The organism is Nitrospinaceae bacterium (assembly GCA_018669005.1).
In the GTDB taxonomy this organism is placed as follows: Bacteria; UBA8248; UBA8248; order UBA8248; family UBA8248; genus UBA8248.
In genome coordinates this window covers 22,966-48,390 of record JABJAL010000022.1, presented here as the reverse complement: position 1 = coordinate 48,390, position 25,425 = coordinate 22,966, and the positions used below count along the sequence as shown (strand labels likewise).

The 25,425-nt window shown below is 55.7% G+C and carries 21 protein-coding genes, 1 tRNA gene and 1 other RNA gene; all 23 read right to left on the bottom strand.

Translation table 11 applies throughout. The features are described 5' to 3' along the window. Positions 1–5: 5 nt before the first annotated feature. The gene (gene ftsW, locus HOJ95_03265; protein ID MBT6393702.1) at positions 6–1,175 is read right to left on the bottom strand and encodes a putative lipid II flippase FtsW; all 1,170 of its coding nucleotides are present in this window, start codon (positions 1,173–1,175) and stop codon (positions 6–8) included. Continuing rightward, positions 1,172–2,623: a UDP-N-acetylmuramoyl-L-alanine--D-glutamate ligase gene (gene murD, locus HOJ95_03260; protein MBT6393701.1), complete on the bottom strand. Its 1,452-nt coding sequence runs from the start codon at positions 2,621–2,623 to the stop codon at positions 1,172–1,174. Before murD ends, ftsW begins: the two co-directional genes overlap by 4 nt. After that, positions 2,566–3,651: a phospho-N-acetylmuramoyl-pentapeptide-transferase gene (locus tag HOJ95_03255; protein MBT6393700.1), complete on the bottom strand. Its 1,086-nt coding sequence runs from the start codon at positions 3,649–3,651 to the stop codon at positions 2,566–2,568. Before HOJ95_03255 ends, murD begins: the two co-directional genes overlap by 58 nt. Further along, positions 3,651–5,045 (bottom strand): UDP-N-acetylmuramoyl-tripeptide--D-alanyl-D-alanine ligase, encoded by a 1,395-nt coding sequence (locus tag HOJ95_03250; GenBank protein MBT6393699.1) that lies wholly within the window; start codon positions 5,043–5,045, stop codon positions 3,651–3,653. Before HOJ95_03250 ends, HOJ95_03255 begins: the two co-directional genes overlap by 1 nt. Before the next feature lie 2 nt (positions 5,046–5,047). Further along, positions 5,048–6,547, bottom strand: coding sequence for a UDP-N-acetylmuramoyl-L-alanyl-D-glutamate--2,6-diaminopimelate ligase (locus tag HOJ95_03245; GenBank protein ID MBT6393698.1), 1,500 nt, complete (start codon positions 6,545–6,547; stop codon positions 5,048–5,050). 11 nt (positions 6,548–6,558) lie between these two features. Continuing rightward, positions 6,559–8,397 carry a penicillin-binding protein 2 gene (locus HOJ95_03240; protein ID MBT6393697.1) on the bottom strand — a complete coding sequence of 613 codons (1,839 nt, stop codon included), beginning with the start codon at positions 8,395–8,397 and terminating at the stop codon, positions 6,559–6,561. Between the two features lie 52 nt (positions 8,398–8,449). After that, entirely contained in the window at positions 8,450–8,800 is a 351-nt protein-coding gene (locus HOJ95_03235; protein MBT6393696.1) for a septum formation initiator family protein, read from the bottom strand. Between the two features lie 3 nt (positions 8,801–8,803). Next, positions 8,804–9,748: a 16S rRNA (cytosine(1402)-N(4))-methyltransferase RsmH gene (gene rsmH, locus HOJ95_03230; protein MBT6393695.1), complete on the bottom strand. Its 945-nt coding sequence runs from the start codon at positions 9,746–9,748 to the stop codon at positions 8,804–8,806. A 106-nt stretch (positions 9,749–9,854) separates the two neighbouring features. Continuing rightward, the gene (gene mraZ / locus HOJ95_03225; protein MBT6393694.1) at positions 9,855–10,310 is read right to left on the bottom strand and encodes a division/cell wall cluster transcriptional repressor MraZ; all 456 of its coding nucleotides are present in this window, start codon (positions 10,308–10,310) and stop codon (positions 9,855–9,857) included. Between the two features lie 492 nt (positions 10,311–10,802). Next, positions 10,803–11,615, bottom strand: coding sequence for a 3-methyl-2-oxobutanoate hydroxymethyltransferase (gene panB / locus HOJ95_03220; GenBank protein ID MBT6393693.1), 813 nt, complete (start codon positions 11,613–11,615; stop codon positions 10,803–10,805). 185 nt (positions 11,616–11,800) lie between these two features. After that, positions 11,801–13,060 carry a tetratricopeptide repeat protein gene (locus HOJ95_03215; protein ID MBT6393692.1) on the bottom strand — a complete coding sequence of 420 codons (1,260 nt, stop codon included), beginning with the start codon at positions 13,058–13,060 and terminating at the stop codon, positions 11,801–11,803. Positions 13,061–13,439: 379 nt separating this feature from the next. After that, complete coding sequence (locus HOJ95_03210) at positions 13,440–13,829, bottom strand: PAS domain-containing protein (protein MBT6393691.1); 390 nt, start codon at positions 13,827–13,829, stop codon at positions 13,440–13,442. Between the two features lie 763 nt (positions 13,830–14,592). Beyond that, entirely contained in the window at positions 14,593–15,453 is an 861-nt protein-coding gene (locus HOJ95_03205; protein ID MBT6393690.1) for a sulfite exporter TauE/SafE family protein, read from the bottom strand. A 43-nt stretch (positions 15,454–15,496) separates the two neighbouring features. Continuing rightward, positions 15,497–16,381: a dihydropteroate synthase gene (gene folP, locus HOJ95_03200; protein ID MBT6393689.1), complete on the bottom strand. Its 885-nt coding sequence runs from the start codon at positions 16,379–16,381 to the stop codon at positions 15,497–15,499. Then, complete coding sequence (locus tag HOJ95_03195) at positions 16,378–17,730, bottom strand: hypothetical protein (GenBank protein MBT6393688.1); 1,353 nt, start codon at positions 17,728–17,730, stop codon at positions 16,378–16,380. Before HOJ95_03195 ends, folP begins: the two co-directional genes overlap by 4 nt. Before the next feature lie 85 nt (positions 17,731–17,815). After that, the gene (gene purH, locus HOJ95_03190; protein MBT6393687.1) at positions 17,816–19,381 is read right to left on the bottom strand and encodes a bifunctional phosphoribosylaminoimidazolecarboxamide formyltransferase/IMP cyclohydrolase; all 1,566 of its coding nucleotides are present in this window, start codon (positions 19,379–19,381) and stop codon (positions 17,816–17,818) included. After that, entirely contained in the window at positions 19,378–20,640 is a 1,263-nt protein-coding gene (locus HOJ95_03185) for a threonine ammonia-lyase (protein ID MBT6393686.1), read from the bottom strand. The genes purH and HOJ95_03185 overlap by 4 nt, the downstream gene beginning before the upstream one ends. 27 nt (positions 20,641–20,667) lie before the next feature. Continuing rightward, on the bottom strand, positions 20,668–21,456 hold the full coding sequence (locus HOJ95_03180; protein MBT6393685.1) for an enoyl-CoA hydratase: 789 nt from the start codon (positions 21,454–21,456) through the stop codon (positions 20,668–20,670). 123 nt (positions 21,457–21,579) lie between these two features. Then, an RNA gene (gene rnpB, locus HOJ95_03175) (RNase P RNA component class A) lies at positions 21,580–21,949 on the bottom strand. A gap of 30 nt (positions 21,950–21,979) precedes the next feature. Next, the gene (locus HOJ95_03170) at positions 21,980–22,402 is read right to left on the bottom strand and encodes a ribonuclease HI family protein (protein ID MBT6393684.1); all 423 of its coding nucleotides are present in this window, start codon (positions 22,400–22,402) and stop codon (positions 21,980–21,982) included. Next, complete coding sequence (locus tag HOJ95_03165; GenBank protein ID MBT6393683.1) at positions 22,399–23,148, bottom strand: hypothetical protein; 750 nt, start codon at positions 23,146–23,148, stop codon at positions 22,399–22,401. Before HOJ95_03165 ends, HOJ95_03170 begins: the two co-directional genes overlap by 4 nt. A gap of 44 nt (positions 23,149–23,192) precedes the next feature. After that, positions 23,193–23,268: transfer RNA gene (locus tag HOJ95_03160), tRNA-Ile, on the bottom strand. A 174-nt stretch (positions 23,269–23,442) separates the two neighbouring features. Beyond that, positions 23,443–25,278: an RNA polymerase sigma factor RpoD gene (gene rpoD, locus HOJ95_03155; protein MBT6393682.1), complete on the bottom strand. Its 1,836-nt coding sequence runs from the start codon at positions 25,276–25,278 to the stop codon at positions 23,443–23,445. Positions 25,279–25,425 lie beyond the last annotated feature (147 nt).

The window sequence follows — 25,425 nt, the reverse complement described above, 5'->3', positions numbered from 1 at the left end:
ATCGCTCACGCCTCCCCACCAGGGTTCTCGCGGAGACTTGACGAGGACGAAGCTGACGAGCTCTGCCTTCCCGAAAAAGACACAACACCGCCGCCCGCCGCAATCGAAAGGAGAAAACCCATCGCCGCCAACGTCGTGACAAGAGAGCTTCCCCCCAAACTAACCAGCGGAAGCGGAACGCCCGTGGTGGGAACCAGTCCCGCAGCGACAGACATGTTGAACAACCCTTGAAGCGCTACGATCAGGGTGAGCCCCGCAGCAAGCAAGGCACTAAATGAATCCGTGCATTGCACGGCCACACAAATTCCCCGATAGAGAATGATTGCGAATACAATCGCAATAAAAATTCCGCCGATGAGTCCGAGTTCCTCGCCAACCACCGCGTAAATAAAATCCGTATGCGCCTCGGGAAGGTAAAAAAGCTTTTGCTTGCCCTCACCGAGCCCCATACCCACTATTCCACCGCGAGCCATCGCCAACAGAGACTGGACGAGTTGATAACCCGCGTTCTGTGCCACCGCGAACGGATCGAGAAACGCTAATACTCGTTGCCTTCGCCACGGGACCGCGAAAATCATCCAGTAGAGAACAGGCGAGACCAAAAGGGCGCACCCCGTCAAATGCCACCATCTCGCGCCCGCTATAAAGAGCATCATTCCTACAACGGCCGCGATTAAAATCGCCGTTCCCAGATCCGGTTGCGCGAGCACCAGGACAAGAACAATCCCCGTGAATACCACTGTCGGGAGAAACCCGTACTTGATATCCCGCAAACGCTCGCCTTTGATGGAAAGAAAATGCGCGAGAAAAAACACCAACCCGAGCTTGGCAAATTCAGCGGGCTGAACACTCAAGGGGCCGAGGGAGAGCCAGCGCCGCGCGCCGCCAGCCTCTTTTCCGATGCCCGGAACAAAAACGAGCAACAATCCCACGACAGAGGCCACAAGGGCGGGAAACGCCAGCCGCCTCAGATACCTGACATCGATTCGCGATATAAAAAGCATTAAAGCCACGCCAAGCGCCGCCCACATGATGTGCCGCTTTACGAAATGATATGGATCGCCATATCGATCCAGCGCAAGGATATGGCTCGTGCTGTAGATCATCACGATTCCGAACGCCATGAGCCCCAGGGTGCAGGTGAAAATCACGGGGTCGAGGCCGTTTCTGTTCATGAACGATCTCCTGCGGCAAGTGCTTTAACCATCTCGCGAAAAACATCGCCGCGATTTTCAAAATCTTTAAACTGATCGAAGCTTGAGCAAGCAGGAGAGAGCAGTACCGTCTCACCCGCCCGGCCTTCGCCAGCGGCCCGACGTACCGCCTCATTAAGCGTTTGAGCGTTTTCCACAGGGACGGCACCTTTAAAAAATTCAGAGAAGCGCTCTCCTGCCTCACCAATCACGTACATCTTCCTCACCCGATCCCTAGCGGGCTCCAGGAGCGGCGTCAGATCCGAGCCCTTGTCCTTCCCGCCAACGATGAGCAAAACACCACTCTCAACACTCAACAGACTCATTGCAGTCGCACCCACGTTCGTTCCCTTTGAATCGTTCACCCAGGTAACGCCGCCGATGTTCGCAACTATTTCCATGCGATGCGGCATACCCTCGAACCCTCGGGCCAGGCTCGCCATACTCTCGGCCCCCACGCCAAGGAAACGCGCGGCAGCGCAGGCCGCCAGAAAATTCTCAAGGTTATGAACGCCGGGAACGGCTAGCTCTTCAACAGCACATACCCGCTCTAGCTCACCGTCCTCGACAAGGTAGACGACACCATCATCGGCATATGCACCCCGCCGAGGAGCGTGTCGTCGACTGAAGGCAAGAGATTGCTGCTCGCCACCTGGGATATAGCGTGCGGTGAGCGGGTCGTCCGCATTGATCACCTTGGCGTCCCCGGGACCCTGGTTGGCAAAAAGCCGGGCCTTGAGTTCCGCGTATTCGCCCAGAACCGGATGCCGATCAAGATGATCGGGTGAAACATTCGTCATGATTCCCACCTTTGGCTGCAGCGACGGCGCCCATTCGAGCTGAAAGCTGCTCACCTCGCACACAAAAAAATCTGCCTCGTCCTCTTTATCCTCGACCACTTCAATCATGGGCCTGCCGATATTCCCGCCAACGGGAGCGCACAGACCGCTCTCCTCCAAAATTCCGCTCAACATGGCGGTCGTCGTCGTTTTCCCGTTCGTTCCCGTTACGGCGACGATGGGAGTCGAGGTGAGCCGAAAAGCGAGTTCAATCTCTGTAATCACTTCAGCTCCACCATCAAGGGCAGCGGCGATGAATGGATTTGTCGCCGGAATGCCGGGGCTCACGACAAGAAGATCACACTCTCGAAACGTGGCCTCGTTATGAGCGCCAAGCTCAAGCGTGACTTCGGCGGGGAGTTTTTCCGCCAGACCAATCGGCTCGTTCATGTCTGTTGCCACCACTTTCGCACCCCTTTTCACCAGTGCGGCGGCTACCGCCTGGCCTGTGCGGGCCATGCCCATCACAACGGCCTTGCGTGAGGGAAGGCTCTCCTTCCACGCCGCCGATATCTGCTCCAACACGTTGCGGCTCACCTCAACTTCAGCGTGCTCAAGCTCAAGAGCGCGAGCACAACCGCTACGATCCAAAAACGCACCGTCACCTTGGGCTCCGACCAGCCTTTTTCCTCGAAATGGTGGTGGAGCGGGGCCATGCGGAATATTCGCTGGCCCGTGGCCTTGAACGATGTAACTTGGACAATGACCGAAAGCGCCTCGAGGACGAACAATCCCCCCACGAGGAAAAGCAGGATTTCTTGTTTGATCGAAAGGGCGATGGTGGCGAGCGCTGCACCAAGCGGCAGCGCGCCAACATCGCCCATGAAAATTTGCGCCGGATAGGCGTTGAACCATAAAAACCCAAGTCCGGCGCCAAAGAGCGCACCACAAACGATGGCGAGCTCGCTTGCCCCCCGAACCGGGAGCACGAGCAGGTAGCGGGAGATCACGGCATGCCCGGAGATATAGCTCAAAACGAGATAGGCGCCCGCCGCCACCACGTAGGGGCCTATGGCAAGGCCGTCGAGGCCGTCGGTGAGGTTCACAGCGTTACTCGTCGCCACGATGACGACGGCGGCATAGGGAATAAACCAGATACCGATGTCGGGGTGAAAATTTTTGAAAAAAGGAAACATCACAACCGGCTTGAACGATGACTCGACCATTCCGCTCCAGAGGGCCCAGCCAACGACCAGCCCCAGGATGCCCTGGAGCGCGAACTTGCGAAGCGGGGTGACGCCTTTTTTGTCCTTAAAGACGACCTTCATGTAATCGTCCAGAAAACCCAGGGCCCCGAATGTGGCCAGCGTGAATAGAAACAACCAGACGTAGCGATTGCTTAGGTCGGTCCACAGAAGAACAGAGACCATCACACTAAAGAGAATCAGCATGCCGCCCATGGTGGGCGTTCCTGCCTTTGAGAAATGACTTTGGGGCCCATCGATCCGGATCTCCTCGCCGATTTGGCGCTTTTGGAGCATGCGGATCAGAATCGGCCCGAGAACGAGACACAACCCCATTCCGAAAACGACGGCCACCGCCGTGCGGAACGTAACGAAGCGGAATACGCTCAGGGCGGAGAACCATTCACTTAAAGATACGATTAGTGCATAGAGCATCAGTCCCTCAGCGCCTCTGCAGCGCGTTCCATTTCCATCGAGCGCGAGCCCTTCACCAGCACCCAGTCGCCCGGGAGGACCCATTCATTCGCCCAGGCGGCGGCCTCCTCGGGGGTTGTAAATACCTCGGCCTGCTCTAAGGGCATGCCTGCCTTATGCGCCTCGCCCACCGCGAGCCGCATCATCGGTCCCACGCCTGCGAGAAAATCGAGGCCCCCGCTCACCGCCTTGCGGCCAATTTCCATGTGCGCAAACTCCTCGTAGGCGCCCAGCTCCTTCATATCGCCAAGTATCGCGAAGGCCCGGCCCGCACCCTTTAGCTCGCACACCGTTTCGATTGCCAGACGGACCGAGGTCGGATTCGCGTTGTAGGCATCGTTGAGAAGATGCGCGCCGCCATGGAAAGACTCGACACCCAACCGCATAGAGGGGCGGGATGAGTTCTCCAGCCCTCGGACTATCTCCTCAAGCGAGCTGCCCAACTCTGCACAGGCGGCGGCCGCCGCCAGCGCATTCAGCACGTTGTGGCGCCCCACGCCCGGCAGGGAGACCTCGGCCTCTGCACCCCCCAAGTGAATGAAGAACGATGTTTCCCCTGCGGGCGACATCTGCACCCGCGTGGCATAGACATCCCGCCTCGCCTCAAGGCCAAATGAAACCACGCGGCCACCCGCATTGAGATGACGCTCGGCCAGAGCCTGGCACTGCAAATCCTCGCCCGGCAAAACGGCGACACCGCTCGCGCCCATGACCTCGAGAAGCTCTCCTTTGGCCTCGCGCACCGCCTCGATCGAGCCCAGCCCCTCAAGATGCGCAGGCGCCACCCCCGTGATCACGCCGATGCTGGGCGCTGTAATCTGAGCGAGCCTCGAAATTTCACCCGACCGGTTCATTCCCATCTCGAACACCGCGCGCTCGTGCCTGGGCTCAAGCGCAAGCACCTGAAGCGGCAGGCCAATGAAATTGTTGAAATTCCCCTCGCCCTTGAGGACACTGGCCCCCTCGGCCAGGATCGCGCCAATCATCTCCTTGCATGTCGTCTTGCCATTGCTGCCCGTCACCGCCACCACGGGCAGATCGAAGCGGCGCCGGTGATAGGCGGCCAGATCGCCCAGCGCCCCGAGCGTGTCCTCGACCTCGACCACGAACTTGCCGCCTGCCGCCTCGGGGGCGCGCCCCGGCCCGGCAAGACATCCCGCCGCCCCGGCCACCAGGGCATCTGCAAGAAAATCATTGCCGTCGAAATGAGGCCCGGCGATGGGCACAAAGAGCTCGCCCGCGCCAAGCGAGCGCGTGTCCGTGCCCACGCCCGAGGACGTCATCTCGGCCTCGCCCCGGACCAATTGCCCCGAAACCACCTTTTCAATTTCCCCTGCCGTAAATTGCGCTGCCATAGTTAGTTCCCATACCCCAGCGATTGAAGAGATTTTTTTGCCTCTTGGCGATCATCAAACGGATAGCGCCTGGTTCCGATTTCCTGATATGTCTCGTGGCCCTTGCCGGCGATCACCACCGTATCGCCAGACCGCGCCTCGGCTAGAATGCTCTGGATGGCCTCGCGCCGATCAACGATGGTGCACGAGCGCGCTCTGCCGCCCTCGACCTGATCGGCGCCTGCTTCCACCTCTTTTAAAATCGCCTCGGGCGCCTCTGTCCGGGGATTGTCCGAGGTCATGTAGACGCGGTCGCTGCCCTCAAGGGCCGCAATCGCCATTCGAGGCCGTTTACTCTTGTCCCTGTCCCCGCCACAGCCCATCAGCGTCAACACCCGCCCCCTCGTCACCGGCCTGGCGAATTCGAGTATCCGTGCCAGAGCGTCCTCGGTATGGGCATAATCAACCACAACAAGAAACGGCTGGCCGAGATCCACCTTTTCAAAGCGCCCGGGCACGCTTTTTAATTCACGAATACCCTGGGCCACTTCCGCCGGGGTAAGCCCCAGGGCAAGACAAGCCGCCGCCGCCGCAAGAATGTTGCTTACGTTGTGCTGGCCCGTCAGCGCCGACTCAACGGGGACATTTCCCTCAGGCGCGACCAAATCAAAGCGCATCCCCTCGGCGCTAATAGAAAGGCCCTCGGCCCGAACATCAGCCTTCTCGTTCATGCCGTAGCCGATGACCGCGCCTCTGATCGCAGCTTCATCAGCGATTTTCCACCCCCAGGGGTCATCTAGATTCAAGATCGAATTCTCGGGCGCCATCTCCGTGAAAAGGCGAAGCTTGGCCTGAAAATAACGCTCCATGTCACCGTGAAAATCGAGATGGTCCTGCGTCAAGTTGGTGAACACGGCAGCCTTGAATTCGCATCCCAAAACGCGACCTAAATCAAGGGCATGGCTCGAAACCTCCATCACGGCATGGCTCGCTCCCGCCTCAAGCATCTGAGATAGATAGAATTGAAGATCAGGCGCCTCGGATGTCGTTCTCGGATTTTCAATTACCTGACTCCCCACCCGGTATTGAATCGTTCCCATTTGGCCGGTCACACGTCCCGCCGCCCCGAGAATGGCGTCAATGAGAAACGTCGTCGTCGTCTTACCGTTCGTGCCGGTCACCCCAACCAAGGCAAGCTCCCCTGATGGGTGCTCATAAAAAGCATCTGCGATGAGCGCCATTGCCTCGCGGCTCGACGGAACAATGATTCGCGGAAAATCCGCCGGAATTCCATCGACCTCACGCTCAAGGACAAGCGCCGCCGCACCGGCATCAACGGCCGCCCTTGCATACTCGTGCCCGTCCACCTCAAAGCCTGGCACCGCGACAAAAAGATTCCCCGCCATGGCGCGCCGGGAATCGAATTCCATTCCACACACCTGGACATTTTCGGCACCCTCCACCCGTGCGCCGGAAACGGCCCGGGCCAATTCAATCAAATCCGCTGTCCGCTCTTCTGCCATCAGACTCAACCTCAACGCACCGACTCCGGGGAGGGCAACCGGTCATGCAGGACCCCCCGCACTTTTTTCACCACACGAAACACTTTTTCTCCGAATGAAACTTTTTCCATTCCCGGGATACGCTCCGGGATGAACACGTCGTCTCTCAGGGCCACCACCTGCGCACCCTTCGGCGGCACCCTTAAATAACGCATCGTTTGCCATGCGATTCGCTTCCAGACCGGCGCTGCTATCGTCCCGCCCCACGAAGCCCCTCCAAGTTGTCCGCCATCGAACATGACGATCAGGGCAATTCGCGGATTTTCGTAGGGCACGAAACCGGCAAACGATGTGATGAATTGATCTTTGCTGTAGCCTTTGACTCCCGGCATTGCCATCTGCGCGGTTCCCGTCTTGCCAGCGGCGCCATAGCCAGGCACCTCAGCCGATGCGCCGGTGCCGCTGCTGACGACTTTCCGCAGGACCGCAGCAAGGCGATTCGCGCTTCGCTCCGATATCACCCTTCGGGGCACGGATGGCTCGGTGCGGGGGAGAATGCGCCCCCGCCTTTCGAGTGCCTCTACAATCCGGGGCACCTGCAGCACGCCGCCATTTGCAATGGCGGCCACCGCCATCACCATCTGCAGGGGAGTTACACCGACCTCTTGGCCAATCGATATCGACGCAAGGGAAGTGCCCGACCAGCGCTTGAGCGGCCTAAAAATACCGCCCGCCTCCCCCGGAAAATCGATCCCGGTTTTTTTGCCGAATCCAAAACGCTGGGCCATCGCATGAATACGCACGGCGCCAACATCTTTGGCCATCTTATAAATTGCGATATTTGAGGACTTCAGCACAGCTTCCTCGGCGGTAAGCCACCCATATTTCTTGTGGTCATGCAGCGTGAACCGACCCACGCCGATCGGATATTTACCGTTTTCCGCAAAATAGCGTTTGCCCAGATCTCCGCCCGATTCGATATAGGCTGCCGCCGTCACAATTTTGAAGGTCGAGCCCGGCTCGTAGATGTCCTGGACTGCCGCCTGCCGCCAAAGAGCGGGGGCATAGCGTCCATAGACGTTCGGATTGAACCCCGGTACCGTAGCCATCGAGAGAACCCGACCGGTGCGCGGCTCGACCATTACCCCAATTGCCCGCCTTGCCCCTGTTCTTTTGAGTTGAATCTGCAACTCTTTTTCAACGATGTACTGGATGACCTCATCAACAGTTAAACGCACATCGGCACCCGGCTCGGCACGGGTCACGACAGTCGCTTCGGGATGAACCGAGCGCCCCCGGGCATCTCGCTGAATACGTATTCGACCGAGGTGCCCCTCCATTTCCTTCTCGAAAGCTGACTCGATGCCCGAAAGTCCGTTGTCGTCCACCCCGACGAAGCCGAGCAGCGAGGAGGCCATCTCGCGTTTGGGATAAAATCGACGGCTCTCGGTGACGAACCCCAGGCCAGAGACACCCAGATCGGTCACAAGCCGTTTTTGCTCCGGTGAGAGCTTGCGCCGCAGCCAAACGTAGCGGCCCCTGCTTTTCAATTTTCTTTTAAGATTCCGGCGGGAAACACCCAGAATTTCGGCAAGTTTGCGGGACAGCGCATCGGGATTTTTCACCGCCCTCGGATTCGCATACAAAGAAGGCGCATCCATGCTCACGGCCAGCGGGCGCCCCCGTCCGTCGAGAATATCCCCGCGTTTGGCGCGGACACTCAGGGTGCGGCGAAGCTGGCGATCAGCGTAGGCGACCAGTCGATCGCGATCACGTATCTGCACAATAAACAGCTTCACGGCGAGCGCACCGAAGCCGAGGCCAACGAGAGCGCCACACACGATCAGACGGATGAAGAAATTATTCTTCATGGTCCGCTTCCCGGTCCGGGCGGATAGGACGATATAAAAATTTAAAAAATATTTATGGGTGCCGAGCCGGAACCATTACATAAACAATCTGATTCGGCCTCGGGAAAACCATCCCCAGCTTATTTCGGGCTATTGTCTCGACCCGATCCAGCTGGCGAAGTGCTGCAATTTCAACCCGGAGGACCCTACGCTCCTGGGCCATAACATCACGCTCATTTTTTAAGCGAGCAACTTCGTATCCAATTTCCACCATCTCAAGATGCGGCCACGCCAGGGCGAGAGCACTCACCGCCAGGGAGCCAACAATCATGGCAACCCTTGAGACGGGTATCTGAAATTCCCATCCGGCCCAGGCCTTCTTACTGCCTTTCGGGCCGCGCCCGCTCCTGCGGAGGCGCCACATCGCTTATTCGGCTTCCCTTTTCTCCGCCGCCCGGAGTTTTGCGCTACGGGAACGGGGATTCGCCGCGACCTCAGCATCACTGGGCCTTACGACTCTGCGATTTAACAATTTAAGCGTCGCCGGAGCGTCATCGCCCGCAGCATCGCGGCCAGAGGACAACTCGCGGAATACGTTCTTGACGATTCGATCCTCAAGCGAATGAAAACTGATGACAGCGATGCGCCCCCCGGGCCGCAATAAGTCCACGGCATCCCGCAGGGCTCCTTCAAGAGTTTCCATCTCTCGATTCAGAGCGATGCGAAGCGCCTGAAAGGTTCGCGTGGCCGGATGAATGCGCCATCTCGCGCGTCCTCCGCCGCCGCTACGAGCGACGGCAGAGACAACCACTGCAGCAAGTTCTTCGCAACGCTCCAGTGGCTTGCGCGCGCGGGCCCGCCCGATCGCCCGCGCGATAGCACGAGATTTTCGCTCCTCGCCGTATTGATAAATAAGGTCCGCAAGTTCTTTTTCAGGAAGCTCGTTCACCAGATCGGCCGCCGTTGGGCCGCCGCCCTGATCCATCCGCATATCGAGGGCATCGGGCGAGTCCATCCGGAAGCCGCGGCCCGGGGTGTCGAGTTGTATCGAGGAGAGACCGAGGTCGAAGAGCACGCAATCGACCGCCTCAAAACCCTCGCTAGCAACGACGCGCTTGATTTCGGAATGGTGGGAATGGTGGATCCGAGCACTGGGCCCAAAGGAGGCCAAGCGCCTGCGCGCTGCAACTACCGCGTCTCCGTCCCGGTCACAGCCGATCAACACACCCGATGGTTGAATCGCCTCCAGAACCGCAAAACTGTGCCCTCCTCCGCCCAAGGTAGTATCCAAGGACACAGCTCCCGGAGCTGGCGACAGGAAGTCCAGGACTTCCCGAACCATGACCGGAACGTGAGACGTGTTCATATTCATCTCAAGGAGCGGCTGCCGCTTTGAGGAGCGGTAGCCGTCCGTTTGAATTTGGGCTAATGCGATATTCACCTACAAAGCCCCCCCATTTGAAGCTTTGTGCTGGAATCTAAAACTCCAGCTCTATCTGGCCCTCGCCGGAACCCTCGCCGGGTGTTTCGAGTTCCGGGAGCTCTTCTTGCATCATTTGCTCCCAGCGCTCCCGGCCCCAGATCTCGAATTTGTTTTCGAGTCCGACGATGATGGCCTCTTTCTCGATGCCTGCCGCCTCCCTAAGGCGAGCGGGCAACAAGATTCTCCCCTGCTTGTCTACTTCTACGGGCGCTGCCTTGCCGTACATCTGCCTCACGTAGCGCCTTACCGCCTCCCGGTGGGTGGGAAGCTCGCGAAAGCGGTCGCTGAACCTTCGCTGCCACTCCTCTTGGGGATACGCGAAGATGCACCCGTCCATATCAAGCAAAATGAGGCGATCCCCGAAGGTTGCATTCAAATATTCCCTGAACCGGGCGGGGATGCCGACGCGCCCTTTCGCGTCTATTGAAACTGCATGGGAGCTAATAAACATGTCTTTGTTCCCCACTGCCCCCCACATTTCACCACTGAACAATCCACATATAACCTCTTAGATAGGGGGTGTCAACATGAAAATGAAGAAAATCAAATGAAATCAATTATTTTTGAAGATAAAGGCGAGCGGCATCACACTTTTCTCGGATGTTCAAATAAAGTAAATGGAGGGTCGAGAAAAACGAACATAAAACGATACATACAAATTATATTGTTATTTTACAACATTTAAACGGGGAAGGCACAATATATTGTGGTGGTGGTGTAAAGTGGGGGAAAAAAATTAAGGCGAAAGAAATGCAGCCTTATGTGCGAGATGTGGCTGTGATCGAGATATCCTCCCAGATACCGATGCCTCCTTCAACAACATATGAATTTGATGCCCAGGAGCCCTCGCCCAGCGCCATATACATGGCCACCCCGCCGCCGCCCGGGGAGACCAACCAGAGAAGTGTTGACCCTTGTGGACGGAAGTCGACCTGGGGACGGATTAAAAAGAATGTTCCTCGGCGGGGAAGATGCCGTCCCGAACCTCTTGACAGAAACGCTCCATCGCCTCAAGCGAATCTCCACCCAGGTCGGCGTAAACCTTGACAAATTTTGGGGTGAAATCCTGAAAAAGATTTAGCATATCATGTGTCACAAGCACCTGGCCGTCACATTCGACCCCAGCGCCAATGCCGATAGTGGGAATATCAATTTCACGCGTAATCCGCGCGCCCAGCGGGGCGGGAATTCCCTCCAATACAACGCTAAACCCCCCCCCTTCCTGAACAGCCACGGCATCTCGAACCACTTGATCCGCATCATCATCTTTTTTCCCTTGCACCCGAAAACCACCAAAATGGTGCACACTCTGCGGGGTAAGCCCCACATGCCCCATCACCGGAATCTGACACTCAACCAGCGCCCGGATATCGTCCTTCACACGCACCCCGCCCTCAAGTTTGACCGCCTCGGCCCCGCCTTCGCGAATAAGCCGACCCGCATTCAAAATTGTTTCGCTACGGGTGACGCCAAAGGAAAGAAACGGCATATCCGCCACCAGCAGACCGTTTGGCCGTGCCCGGCTCACCGCTTTAGTGTGATGAACCATGTCATCTACCGTGACGTGCGTCGTGTCCGGGTAGCCAAGCACCACCATCCCCAGACTGTCGCCAACTAGGATAACGTCCACTCTGGCAGCATCCACCAGCTTGGCCGTCGGATAGTCGTAAGCTGTCAGCGAAGTGATTTTCGTCTTGCCCTTCCGGGCCCGAATTGTCTTTGTAGTGATTTTCCTACGCGTGGAAACAGTGCTCATGGTCGCTCCCTTTCCTAAAGGTGAACGCCTACCTAACGTTAATTTGCGGGCCGATTTCCTCTAAAACCTCCGTCCAGGTCCCCACAGGATCCCGGCGGGACCCCAAATCGTAGATATGCAGAGAATTTGTGTCAACAAGGCACCAAAGGAAGCTAGAGCTACCCGCTACTATCAAACGGTCGGAGCTATCCGGTTTTGCGCATACGGGGTTTTTCTTTTGGCCTATCAGTGTTTATGGGCTCGCGACCCTTCCTACTCGGCACCATTACTTCAATTATAGCGCTGCGCACATTTCGAGCTTCGGTGAAGCCCGGATCGATATCGAGAGCCTTGTCGAGGTTGGCAATGGCAGATTTGTAGAGCCTCATTCCTACTAGCGCTACAGCTTTGTTGTAAATTAAAACCGGATCGTCAGGATCGAATGCTAGTGAGCGGTCATAGGCGTCAATGGCTTTTTTATAGTCTTTCTCCTGGCGCGCCGAAATACCGATGCGGTTATATACATGAAAATCTTGGGGCCGCTGATCGATGGACATGGCGGTTTTATGGTGCTGCTCAGCCCGCGTCTCATCCCCGAGGCCTCGGTAACTCTCGCTCAAGCCAAAATAACCAGATACGCTTTTCCCATTCGCAGCGATGGCGCCATTGAACTCATTTTTTGCGCTGCTGTGTTTCTCTCGTCGTAGTTTTTTGTTTCCACGATAAACGAAGGATCGCTCGCGGTGCATGAAACTCTTTCTCGACTCCGGGTCGATCTGCTCGGCCTTGAGTAGCATTTCCTCAGCGGCATCACTCTCACCTCGGGCAAAGCAAACCTCGGCTAGGTCGAAGTAAAGCTCGACGGAATCGCCGTGCTCTTTCATGAGATCGAGAAATACTTTTTCTGCGCCCTCACACTGGTCGTCCTCGAGCATTTCAAATCCACGCTCTTTTGAACTCTCGGAGGCACAGGAGATGGGAAGTTCTCCAGCCACCTCGTCGTCACAGTAATCATCAATGAGTTCAAGGTCAGCACCAAGTTTCTCCTCAATCTTGTCTGCGATGGTGACGATCCTCATACCTAGGCTCTCCTCAAGAACTTCCTGGAGAATTTCAGTCGATATCGGCCGCTCGATGATGCCGTTCGCACCCATCATGGAAACACGCTTGGCGAGCGCCTCTTCGCCCTGTGTGTAGAGAAGGACAATGGGCGTCTCCTTATTTTTGCCCTCCTGACGGATCAAAAAAAACAGATCGTAGGCATTAGTTGCGTAAAGCGAGGTTGAAATGAGAATGAGCGAAAATTTCTTGTGACGACCCGTGCGGAGAATTTCTGTTGAATCCTCAAGGTATGTCACGTCCTCTAGCTGGAACTCTCTGAAAGCACGGCGCAGATGCGCCTTGCTCGCGGCACCGCTTGCGGCAACAAGCACCCGACTTTCTGGAGGGAATCTCTCAATATCCATTTGTGCCTCCTCCGGCGTTGGTCATTCGATAGCGTTTGGGAAAAGACCCTGTCAGCCACCCCTATAAAGCAACCATCTAAGTAGAATTTATTCACCTGAGGCCGAAATCACTGTAACCTGGACTACAAATTCGAGGGACATTCAGGATATTGGCGGGAAAATGAGGCTAACAGTGATTTGAATTACATAAAAATCGAGCCGAGGCGGATCATGTAGCATCCGTACCCTGAGATTATTTCGCATCGCAGGCGACTTGCGGAAATCTTCATGATGGAAATATCTCAGTGCGTACTAGCCCAAATGTCAGGCTATCATTAGATCAATTCTGTGAAGGGTTCAACATTCGGGTAAACAGTGACTCTCTCACCTTTTTTTCCGACTACCGAAGATTGGAAATATTTCGTGAAGAACTAATTGATCTAATTGGTTTTCCTGTTTCATCGGACATAACTTGGCATTTTGAATTTATTACTCGTTCACCACCCCCTGGGAGGATCACACGAAACTCATTTTCGTAAGACAAGCCGGAATTAACAGCCACCCAATAGGCTTTTCTTACCAAATCCAGATCATCCGGATGAATTCTCTGCCAAACCACTTCATTTACCGGACGAATTTCTTCGGGTACGAAACCAAAAAATCGATACAACTCATTAGACCAAAATATATCAGCAGTTTGAATATTTCTTTCCCATACGCCTATTTGGGCGACTTTTTGTGTCTCATCATTAATTTCAATTTCACGATAAGTCCTTATATTATGTAACATCCCACCTAAATACCCAGCAATTGAGGAAAGAAGTTGAAGATGCTCTTTAGTGAAGGCTCAAATTTTGGCACTTGAAAGTGATACATGCGCTATACAAATACCATTTTGCTTAATAGGCATATAAACAATATTCCTGACCATAATTAGCTATTCCAAGAGCACGCAAAGGGGAATCCACATCGAGGACATTATCAAATACTATAGGTTTATTTTTTTGATAAATTTTTCCATAGAGCCATTATTAAATAATCCCCATCAAGTCTGAATAAATTAGTAGGTGGGAATAATCTGAATCTACATACAGTTCTTTAGTTCTATTGAAATATTTCCCTAAAGTTCTCTTGAAAGAATTGCAACTTTTTTTCATTAGGTGCCCGAGGAGAAATGAATATGTGCGTAAACCAATCTGCAACCTCAAGGCGGTTGACAGTATTGTTATTGACCGGGACGATGAAAAATTCCTCCAAATGCTGCCTATGCCCTCAACACCGCCCTAAAGAGGAAATCACCCAACGAAGCAAGCATCAATGCTATTCGGCACCTTAGTATGAGCGACTCGAGGCTATGGCTCCTTAATGATAAGCTTGGCGGGAATTTCGATTTCATGGATTTTAAGGCAAGCGATAGTATTGAAAACATTATAATTGGAAAGATTATTTGGGTCTTGCAAAAATTATTGTAGCCACCAAATCCTTGAGTTGCTCCAGTAAAATTGAGAACTGAATATCATTACTAGTCTTCTGCCAATAACTTCTAAGCCAAGTCAGCTTCCTAGCCCACGCCAGAAAAGCAGGCTGCCAACGACAATAAAAACCAACGACAAAAATGCTTTCATTTTCTCGCCGTCCACCCGGCTATTGATGAAAGGAGAGACCTGCCCACCACAGGCAACAGCGGGAATCGTCATAAACAAGATGTTCCAATGCACCTTGAGCTCGCCTGAAGAAAACACATAAGCGTGTACCAAAGTGGCCATGAAGGCTGTAAAGAAGACGATCATGATACCAGTACCTACTGCCACCCGGACGGGAAGACGGTTCCGAATAATCAGCGTAGTGGTCGTCAACTCGCCGATGCCAATGCCAGTCAGGCCGACCAAAATACCACCCATGACCGACCAAGCGTAGCCAATGCGCCCGTGCTCGTAGTGGTACCAGTAGCGACGACCGAGAGAGTCCACTCGGGTCGGAGAACCTTGACCTTCCTCGCTCTCCTCGCCATGTATTCCTCCCGCGAGAAACGAGTAGAGCATCAGCCCTGAGAGGACGGTCATCAACCCCCCCAGCGCCCCAAGAATGATGTGCGAGGGCACCGAGTGGGCTAGAAAACCGAAGCCCATCCCCACCGGCACCGAAACAGGGAGCACCTTTTTCACGATGTCGAGGTCAATGAGATTGCGCCGAAGATAGCCAATCATGGCGCTACCAAAACCAAACAGCTCAATCGAGAGAGCAAGAAATATCGCCTCGATAGGCACGATCATCACCCCTGCGACGAGGGGAAACACCAGAATAAATATCGGTGTAAAAAATACAGCGCCTTCAACACTTGAACTAGTCGCTATCAGACAAATGCAAAACGCAATCGGGAGCATCCACCAAAACTCGAATATGTATTCAATCACTGCCTTTTCTATCCCCCTGGTTCAAATTCGATTGCATCATTTTCTATTCAGGCTTAATCGTACCGCGCGCTAAGACCTCGGCCATCCGGATGACCTCTGTCGCCTCGGGAACATCGTGAGTTCGGATGACATCCGCGCCGCCCAGCACAGCAAAACCTTCAGTCAATTTAGAGCCCATCATGCGCGCCTCGGCCTCCTGGACCCCTGTTGCCTGTCCGATGAAGGTTTTTCTCGACACACCGATAACCAGCGGGCGCACCATTTCGTTAAACAATGTGAAGGACCTTAAAATTTCCAAATTATGATCCCAACTCTTGCCGAACCCGATGCCGGGGTCCACCCAAACGCTCCCCACCCCGCCCCGCTCTGCCGCAGAGGCCCGCTCCTCCAAGAATTCGGCCACCTCACGAACAACATTTTCATATACCGGAGCCTCCTGCATCATGCGCGGCTCGCCCTTCATATGCATCACGATCGCCGCCGCGCCCACCTCTGCTACCACCCGTATCATTTCCAGATTCCCAAAACCACTTACGTCGTTCACGATATGCACGCCTGCCTCAAGGGCAGCACGGGCTACGATAGGCTTCCTCGTATCGATAGATACGAGCGGACCTTGGGTCATATCGATTTGCTCAAGGATGGGCATCACTCGAAGGAGCTCCTCGGTATCGTCCACCTCGCCCGAGCCAGGTCGAGTACTCTCCCCGCCAATATCGATAATGTCGGCCCCCGCTTCACTCATTCGGGTGTACATTTCAAGCGCCGCCGAGAGTTCGTGAAACCGGCCACCGTCAGAGAAACTATCCGGAGTGACATTAATGACGCCCATCACCCGTGTTCGGGTGAAATCAAGCCGCCGACCCCGGCAGTCAGCCTCCTTTGGAACGACCTTCTCACCCGGAACAAAAGAAAGAATTTTCTTCAAACCCACACCTCTGGCGGAAAAGGAGTGCCCGTCTCGATTATTAGCTCCTCACCCACCCACTTTTTTCGAAACTCGCCAGCAAGATAAAGCGACCCGGCCACAATGACGAGATCATCCTCGCCAGCCACTCTAAGGGCCACCTCAAAGGCCTGCCAAGGGTCGAGAAATTCCGAAACTCTCGCCGCCCCGGCATCTCGCAAGGCCCGGGCGAATTTCCCCGGCGCCAGACCCGGCCTCGGCGCGCCGCCCGGCGGGGCGGTCACGAAGAACCGCTCCCCCTGTCCAGCAAGCTCCTCGGCCAACCCTAGGTAGTCTTTATCGCCAATCGCCCCCAGGACGAAGAGGCGGCGCGAGAGGGGCCAGGCGGTGAGTGAATCGACAAGTGCCCGCGCCTTGTCTCGGTTGTGGGCCCCGTCGAGTATGACGGCGGGCTCGCCAGGCATGCGCTCGATCCGGCAGGGTAGACGGGCCACATAAAGCCCGGTGCGAATGTCCGCCTCCCCCACGCCCAAAAGGTGGCACGCCCCTGCCGCGAGCGTAGCGTTCATCGCCTGATGCGCACCGATCATTTGGGTGCGAACTCCCTCCCAAATCTCATTGCCGCCAAAATCAAGATCAAAAAGACATCCCGCCTCATCCATCTCAAAACCCGCCACCTCGGGCGAGCGGTGCCGCTCGGCATTTCGCTCGCGGGCCGCCACAACGACCTCATTTTCCGCCTCGGGGGCCAGAGGCGCTGTGATTACCCTTCCGCCCGGCGTGATGATCCCGGCCTTGTCCCGTGCGATTCGCCCAATAGTATCCCCTAGCAAATCCGTGTGATCGAGGCCAATCGGCGTGATCACCTCCAACACACCGGGCCCCACCGCGTTGGTCGCATCATAGGTGCCGCCCAGTCCGGCCTCGAGAACGATGTATTCGCACCCCTCCTCCCCGGCAGCAACCAACAGCAGCGCAAGAGAGCTTTCAAAAAAAGAGGGGGGGCCAACCTCATCTTCTTTAGCCATTGCAGCGGCCACATCGGCCACCCGCGCAGCGGCGCGGCCCGCCGCCCCGGCATCGGCCAGAGCGCCCCGAATCCAGAAACGCTCTGCCAGAGAAGTCACATTCGGGGAAAAAAAAGCCGCCGTGGGGCGCCCCGCCGCCTGAAGCGACTCGGCAATCATCAGCGAGGTTGAGCCCTTACCGCTTGTCCCCACCACGCGGATAATTTTGGTGCCTTGAAAGGACAGCGCCAGGCGCTCTAAAAGGCGCTCCATCCGGGCGAGGCCGGGGCCCTCGACGCGGATTCCCTGCGAATTGAAATGTGGTCGCCAGCGTTTTTTGGGAATCGCAGCAAGCGCGTTCAAAAAAACCTCGACCCTGCGATAAATCTCAGGCGGAGCCGCGGTTTCTTGATCACGGAAGATCGTCGAAAGATCGGATAGCTGCATTTTAGTGGCGGAAGTGGCGCCTGCCGGTGAACACCATTGCGATACCGTGCTCAGCGGCGGCTTCAATCACCTCATCGTCCCGCTTCGAGCCGCCCGGCTGCGCGATGGCTTTGACCCCCCGCTTGGCGGCCTCATCCACCCCGTCCCGGAATGGGAAAAATGCGTCCGAGCCAAGCGCACACCCTTCTAGGGGGAGCACCGCTCGGTCAGCGGCGATTCGAGACGAGTCCACACGGCTCATCTGGCCAGCGCCGATTCCCACCGTGCCGGCCTGATCGGCGAGGACGATGGCGTTGCTCTTCACATGGCGCGAAACCGTCCAGGCGATATGAAGCGCCTTTTCCTCATCCGCCGTCGGCCCGCGTGGGGTGACGACTTTCCACTCGAACTCCTCTGCCGACATGCTGTCGGGCGTCTGGACAAGGACCCCGCCGGGAACGGCGCGGTAATCGAGTCCCTCACGCTTCTGCGAGGTAAGGCCGGGAAGCCGGAGGATGCGAAGGTTTTTCTTTTTTCTAAAAATCGCGAGCGCCTCCTCGTCGAACTCGGGCGCAATGACCGCCTCGACGAAAAGCTCGCGCATGGCCTCGGCCGCTGTCGCGTCCACCCGGCAGTTATAGCCGATGATGCTGCCGAAGGCCGACACCGGATCGCAGGCCAGCCCGCGCACATAGGCCTCGGCCGGAGTGTCCGCGATGCCAACGCCGCAAGGGTTCGTATGCTTCAAGATGGCGCAGGCAGTTCCGCCGAGATCGGCGATGAGTTCAGCCGCCCCGGCAAGGTCAAGCAGGTTGTTGTAGGAAAGCTCTTTTCCGCCCAGCACCTCGGCATCGGCGATGGAGAGCCCCTCCGCCGCAGAGCGGTAAAAAGCCGCTCTCTGGTGCGGGTTCTCACCGTAGCGCAGAACCTGCATCCGCTCGAGCCCGAGAGAGAGGTTTTTGGGAAACAAATCGTCATCCGCTTCCTCATCCGCACCAGGTTGCGCATCGAGGCCGGAAAGATAGGCGCTGATGGCCGCGTCATAATCCGAGACATACCCGAAGGCTTTGCGCGCCAAGTTGCGCCGCAGATCATCAGAAACCGTCTCGTCTTTTGAGAGCTGCTCGATGACCTTAGGGTAATCCTCCGGATCGACGAGAACGGTGACACGCCCGTGGTTTTTCGCCGAGGCGCGAACCATCGTGGGGCCCCCGATGTCGATTTGCTCCACAGCCTCGGCCGGGGTGACACCCGGGCGCGCGATGGTCTCTCTGAAGGGATAAAAATTAACGGCAACCAGATCAACTGGCTCGATGCCGTTGCCCTTCATCTCCTCGGCCTGATCGGGCAGGCGGGCCAGGATGCCGCCCAGCAGTTTGGGATGAAGTGTCTTAACGCGCCCGCCCAAGATTTCGGGCTGGCCGGTGTAGGCCGACACATCCGTGACCGGAACACCCCCCTCGCGTAGGGCCTTGGCGGTGCCTCCGGTGGAGAGTATTTCCCAGCCCGTCTCGCTGAGCATCTTACCCAACTCGGTGGCACCTTTTTTATCACTGACACTGATGACTGCTCTTCTCTTCTCACTCATGGCTGATTGTCCTCCCGCCACACTTCGTACCCTTCGGCGAGTAGCTTATGAACCAGCGATTCGAGATGCTCGCGGCCGCGAAGCTCCAGGTAAAGCGTGGAAACCGTATGGTTGATGGGCACGGCCGTTGACATCCGGTCATGCTCGATATGAATGATGTTCACTCTTTCATCCGCAACAATGCGTGAGAGATTCATGAGCGAGCCCGGCACGTCATGGAGAACAACCTGGATTCGCGCATAACGGTTTTGGAGAGCGAGGCCCTTGCCGATGATCCGCGAGAGGAGGTTCACGTCGAGGTTGCCGCCGCTGATGAGGGCGACGACCTTGCCGGTGACGCGGACCCTGCGCTCGACCAGCGCGGCAAGGGGCGCAGCGCCAGCCGCCTCGGCAAGCATCCGCTCGCGCTCCAGGAGGCTCAGAATTGCCCGCGCCATATGGTCGTCATCCACGGCCACGACCTGATCCACTAGTTTTTGGATCAGCGGAAAGCACAGCTCGCCCACGCGCTTGACGGCAATGCCGTCGGCGATTGTTTTGATGGTATCCGTGGCGACGATCTTTCCCGCATCCTTCGAGCGGGCGAGCGAATCTGCCCCCGAGGCCACGACGCCGATTATTCGCACGTCGGGCCGCCGGACTTTCACTGCCGCCGCGAGGCCCGCGATAAGCCCGCCGCCGCCCACCGAAACGATAATGGTCCCCACCTCGGGCACTTCGTCGAGAATTTCGAGGCCCACGGTGCCCTGGCCCGCAATCACGTCCGGGTGGTTAAAGGGAGGAATCATCGCCAGCCCGCGCTCGGATTCAATCTTTCGGGCGCGATCATAGGCATCATCGAAGGTAGGGCCGAACAGTTCCACCTCGGCACCCAGCGCACGTACGGCGTCGAGCTTGGTGTTAGGGGTGGACTCGGGCATGACGATCAGCGCCTTGATATTCATCCTCAGGGCGGCGGCGGCAACTCCTTGGGCATGATTTCCGGCCGATGCCGCGACAACACCCCACCTGCGCTGCTGATCGTCGAGCTTGCTCAGGGCGTAGCCCGCACCTCGCACCTTAAACGAACCTGTTCGCTGAAAATTTTCGGGTTTCAGATACACCTCGACACCCAGTTGCTCGGAGAAATAATCGCTCAGCCGTGCCGGCGTTTGCCGTAGATGCGGCGCGAGCACCTCGGCGGCCCGCTCCGTTTCTGCCGCCACCTCCTCCGGGTTCAGGGGAGTGATATTTTCAGCCTCTGAGTTCGCTACTTCCATCCGTCATGCCTCTAATTAATATACAAACTATGCACCCTTGAACTCGGGAGATCGCTTTTCGATGAACGCATGCACGCCTTCTTGAAAATCCTGGCTATTGAAGCCCGCTTGCCGAAGCGCATGGGCCCGAGCCATATCGTCGTCCTCAAGCGAGCCCGACTCAATGAGATTGATCATCTCTTTGGAATTCTTCACCGATATCGGCGCATTGACGACAATCTTCTCGGCCAACTCCTGAACATAGGCGTCGATCTCGCCCTTGGGCAAAACACGGTTAATGAAGCCCATATCGTAGGCCTCACGAGCTGTATAGCGCCGTGCCGTCAACAGTATTTCCTTAGTGTTTGCTGGGCCGATAAGGCGGATAATCCGGCGGGTGAGAATTTCAGGATACACCACCCCGAGTCGAGCCGCCGGGATGGCAAATACACCATCCTCGGCCGAATAGCGCAGATCGCACATCGCTAGAAGCCCGAAAGCACCACCCATCGCGAACCCATGCACCTGCGCGATAACCGGTAATTCAACCTTATATATCCGTCGCCAGGCATTCTCTACGATATCGCTGTGATGTGCCCACTCCTCGGGAGTTTCCATCTCGCGAAATTCGCGAATGTCCTGTCCCGAGGCGAATGCTTTATCCCCCGACCCGCGAAGAATTATGACGCGCACTTCGCCGCTATCCCGAAAACCCTCAAAAAGCTCTGGCAAACGCGCCCACATCACCCGAGTAAGGGCGTTGCGCTGCCCAGGACGATTGATCGTGACCGTCGCAATACCATTTTCGATTTTCACTAAGAGCGTATCGTCGCCCATAATTAAACTCCCCAACGGTAGATTTAGCCTGGTTCAGGGCCCAGGATAAGGAATCATACCCTACTCCGGCCCAGGGCACCCTAGCCAAAACACACATTTAATTTAGACAACAATATAGAAAAGAACCGAAGCGGGCCTGTAAGCCGGGTTCTGTTACCCGCCCAAGGGCAGGCTCGCGGCCATCTATCTGGGACGAAGGTTGCCATTCGCCTCAAGCAGCCGACCCGGAGACTTCGGGCGGGCCGCCCTCAATCGTCTCCTTATTTGGCCTTGCTCCGGGTGGGGTTTACCAAGCCAACCCGGTCACCCGAGCCGCTGGTGCGCTCTTACCGCACCTTTTCACCCTTACCCCGAACCGAGGTCCGGGGCGGTCTGTTTTCTGTGGCACTTTCCCTAGGGTTACCCCCGGTGGACGTTATCCACCACCCTGCCCTATGGAGCCCGGACTTTCCTCCCGCAGCACAAGGCCACGCGCGGCCGCGCAGCCCGCTTCGATTCTCTATAAAATGTACTCAAAATTCAGCTAAACGCCCACTCGCTCGTCGATGGCTCGATTGGCTGCGGCATCGGCAGCGGCGTTCCCACCCCGCCTCACATGCCGCACATCGACACTCTCAAAATGGCGGGCAATCCCCTTGGCTTCCTCGTAAAGGGGCTTGAGAGCCTTGTTTTTCACCCGATACTCGCCGCTCCATTGCTTGGCCATCAACTCTGAGTCGGTCACCACCTCGATACTCCGTGCACCAATCTCTTTTGCCCGGCTCAGTCCCAGAACAAGCCCCTTGTATTCAGCGAAATTGTTTGTGGCCGTACCCAGATATTGGATAATTTCCGAGACGCATGCCCCTGTATCGTCATAAAGCAAGGCAGCGGCTCCGGCCGGGCCAGGATTACCCCTCGCGGCGCCATCGGTGTGTATCAGAAGATGTTCAGGCTGGGAGTTCAATCAGGTTCATCGGTCGGCACTACCGTGCCCACCGCCTCGGACTCTTTGTAATAGACGATCCGGGCGCAACTTGAACACGAAAAAATTTCATCCTTCGAATCGCGGATCTCAAAAAACCGTTGTATCGTCTCGTTCATCCGACAACCCTGACAATTTCTGTCGATGATTGGGACAACCGCCAGGCCGCCTCGCCCTTTGCGAATTGACTCATAGCGGCTCTGCCAATCAGAACCGATTTCGGACCAAGCAGATTCGCGGCCACGCCGGCACTTTTCAAGTTCGTCTTTTAGGCGTGCCAAGTTGTCTTCGTGCTTATTCACTGCCATTTGGACCGTATTATTCGCGGCGTTCAGACCCTTCTTCGATTCTGCAACCTTGTCCTGGAGTGGCTCAAGCGCTTCCATACTTTCAAGAACCTGGTCCTCAAGTTCAAAAATTTTTTTCTGAAAAGATTCGACCTCGTGGGTCAATGCCGCATACTCCGCGTTGGTCTTAACTTGAGTCTGTTTACCTTTCGATTCACGAAGCTTCTCATCGGTCAGCTGAATTTCGCCCTCGGTATCACGCTGGCGCTTCTGCATAGACTCAAGCTCGGCCTCAGCCCCCTTGACCTCTTCCTCGAAGTCATGGAGATATTTTTTTTCAGTAGCAATGAATTCGGGAATTTTATCGAGATCTCTTTCCAGACGAACAGCCTCTTGGTCGATCATTTGGAGGCGAATCATAGCCCGCAACTCAGGTCGCACTGAAAAGACTCCTTATCGCCGAGGTAAAAATTTCGTTAATTAAATGGTGGGCCCACCAGGATTCGAACCTGGGACCAGCCGGTTATGAGCCGGCGGCTCTGACCGCTGAGCTATGGGCCCCAGAGAACATCAACGGCGAAATACGGCATAAAAGCAACCGTATAATACTCGCAAACGCCAGCCCAGTTCTCTCTAAATCTTGAACTCCGTTTATATCGCCTCCTAGGCCCTCAATGTCAAATGCCAAGCGAGGTAGGCCACAACTCCATGGGATAAACCACCATAGTTGTGGGCTTAATCTTCCATGAAACTGCGCAGTTTCTTGCTCCGGTTCGGGTGGCGCAGCTTGCGGAGGGCCTTGGCCTCAATCTGCCGGATACGCTCTCTGGTTACATCGAAATCCTGGCCCACCTCCTCAAGGGTATGCTCGTTCTCCGAACCTATGCCAAAGCGCTTGCGAAGCACCCGCTCCTCGCGGGGACTCAGCGTTTGCAAAATGCGCTGAGTCTGCTCCTTGAGGTTGAGCTTGATGATCGACTCCTGGGGCACCTCGGCCTTTTTGTCCTCAATAAAATCACCAAGATGGCTGTCTTCCTCCTCGCCAATAGGCGTCTCAAGGCTGATAGGTTCCTTGGCGATCTTGAGAACTTTCCGGACCTTATCGACCGGCAACTCCATCTTCTTGGCGATCTCCTCGGGGAAAGGCTCGCGACCAAGTTCTTGCACAAGTTGCCTCGAAGTGCGAATCAGCTTGTTGATCGTCTCGATCATATGAACCGGAATTCGAATTGTCCGTGCTTGGTCAGCGATAGCGCGCGTGATCGCCTGGCGAATCCACCAAGTCGCGTAGGTGCTGAATTTATAGCCTCGCTTATATTCGAACTTGTCCACTGCTTTCATAAGTCCAATATTCCCCTCCTGAATCAAATCCAGGAAAGCAAGGCCACGGTTGGTGTATTTTTTGGCAATACTGACAACAAGCCTCAAGTTGGCCTCGGCCAATTCTTTCTTGGCCCGCCGATCTTTACGACGGCCCCGACGGATCATCTTAATAGACTCAGACATCTCGTCAAAAGTGGCACCAGCATCTTTTTCCGTCTGCCGAGAGCGCCGACGAACGTTTTTAATTCGCCGTTCATACTCTGCAAGGATGCTGATCGGTATCCGCTTCTCGCCTACGGGTGTCGCGCTCGAAACGCCGCCCTTTCCAACCTCCTTCACTGTCGCTTTTAGTTCAGCGTCATTCATTCCTGCCTGACCAAGATACCCTTCAATCTCTTCCTTATCCTTTTGAATCGACGTCACGAATGACTGGATTTTGTCCGCAATTTGATCCACCCGATCGGGCCGAAGATTCATCTCTCGAATAAGGGCTGCAATTTTTTCCTGAACCTTTTCGATCGCTGCAGGCTTAGCGCCTTCAGCGCGTTTCTTATCAAGCTGCCGAAGCTGGGTTTTCACCTTAACCACTAGTGACAGGACCCGCGCCTTGTCTTCTTCATAGGTAGGCTTTTCCTTCTCCTCATCACTTTCATCGTCACGACTGGTATCTGCGTTGACGACAACCATCGCCGTCACGGAAATTTCATCCTTGCGAAGTTGATCAGCCATTTCGAGCACGGCATCAATCGCCACCGGTGTGCTTACCGTCGCAAAACTCACCTCAAGTTGTCCCGCCTCAATGCGCTTTGCAATCGTGATCTCACCCTCACGACTTAGCAGCGGTATCTGGCCCATTTCTCTAAGGTACATGCGCATGGGGTCATCAGTTTTACCAAAAGCCGAATCGTCAAACGATGCAATGCCACGAGAGGTAGACTTCTTCTTCTTTACATCAGGAGAATCAGAGTCATCGTCAACATCGACATCAACATCAACGACTTCGTCTTTCTCCTTCGCTTGGCGTTTCTCTGCTGCTTCCGTATCGAGGATCTGAATGTCCATTTCCTTGAACATCACCATAATATCGTCGATAGCCTCAGGCGAGGTAACGGTGTCGGGAAGAACATCGTTGACCTCATCGTAGGTGAGAAACCCTTGCTCCTTTCCCTGCTCGATCAGCTTCTTAACATCTACCGGTTTCGACGAACCGTTTTTTCCAGCTTTTGCGTCTCCGTTTTTCGTTGTCACAGCTTTGGCAGAACCATTCTTCGCTACAGCCTTTTTTGCTACTGTTTTCTTCGCCTTTCCGGTACTTGCTGTCTTTGTTGCCAATTTTTGCTCCTTCACATTTATAGCCAAGGGGAAAATCTCCTAATCTAATATCTATTTTCCGGG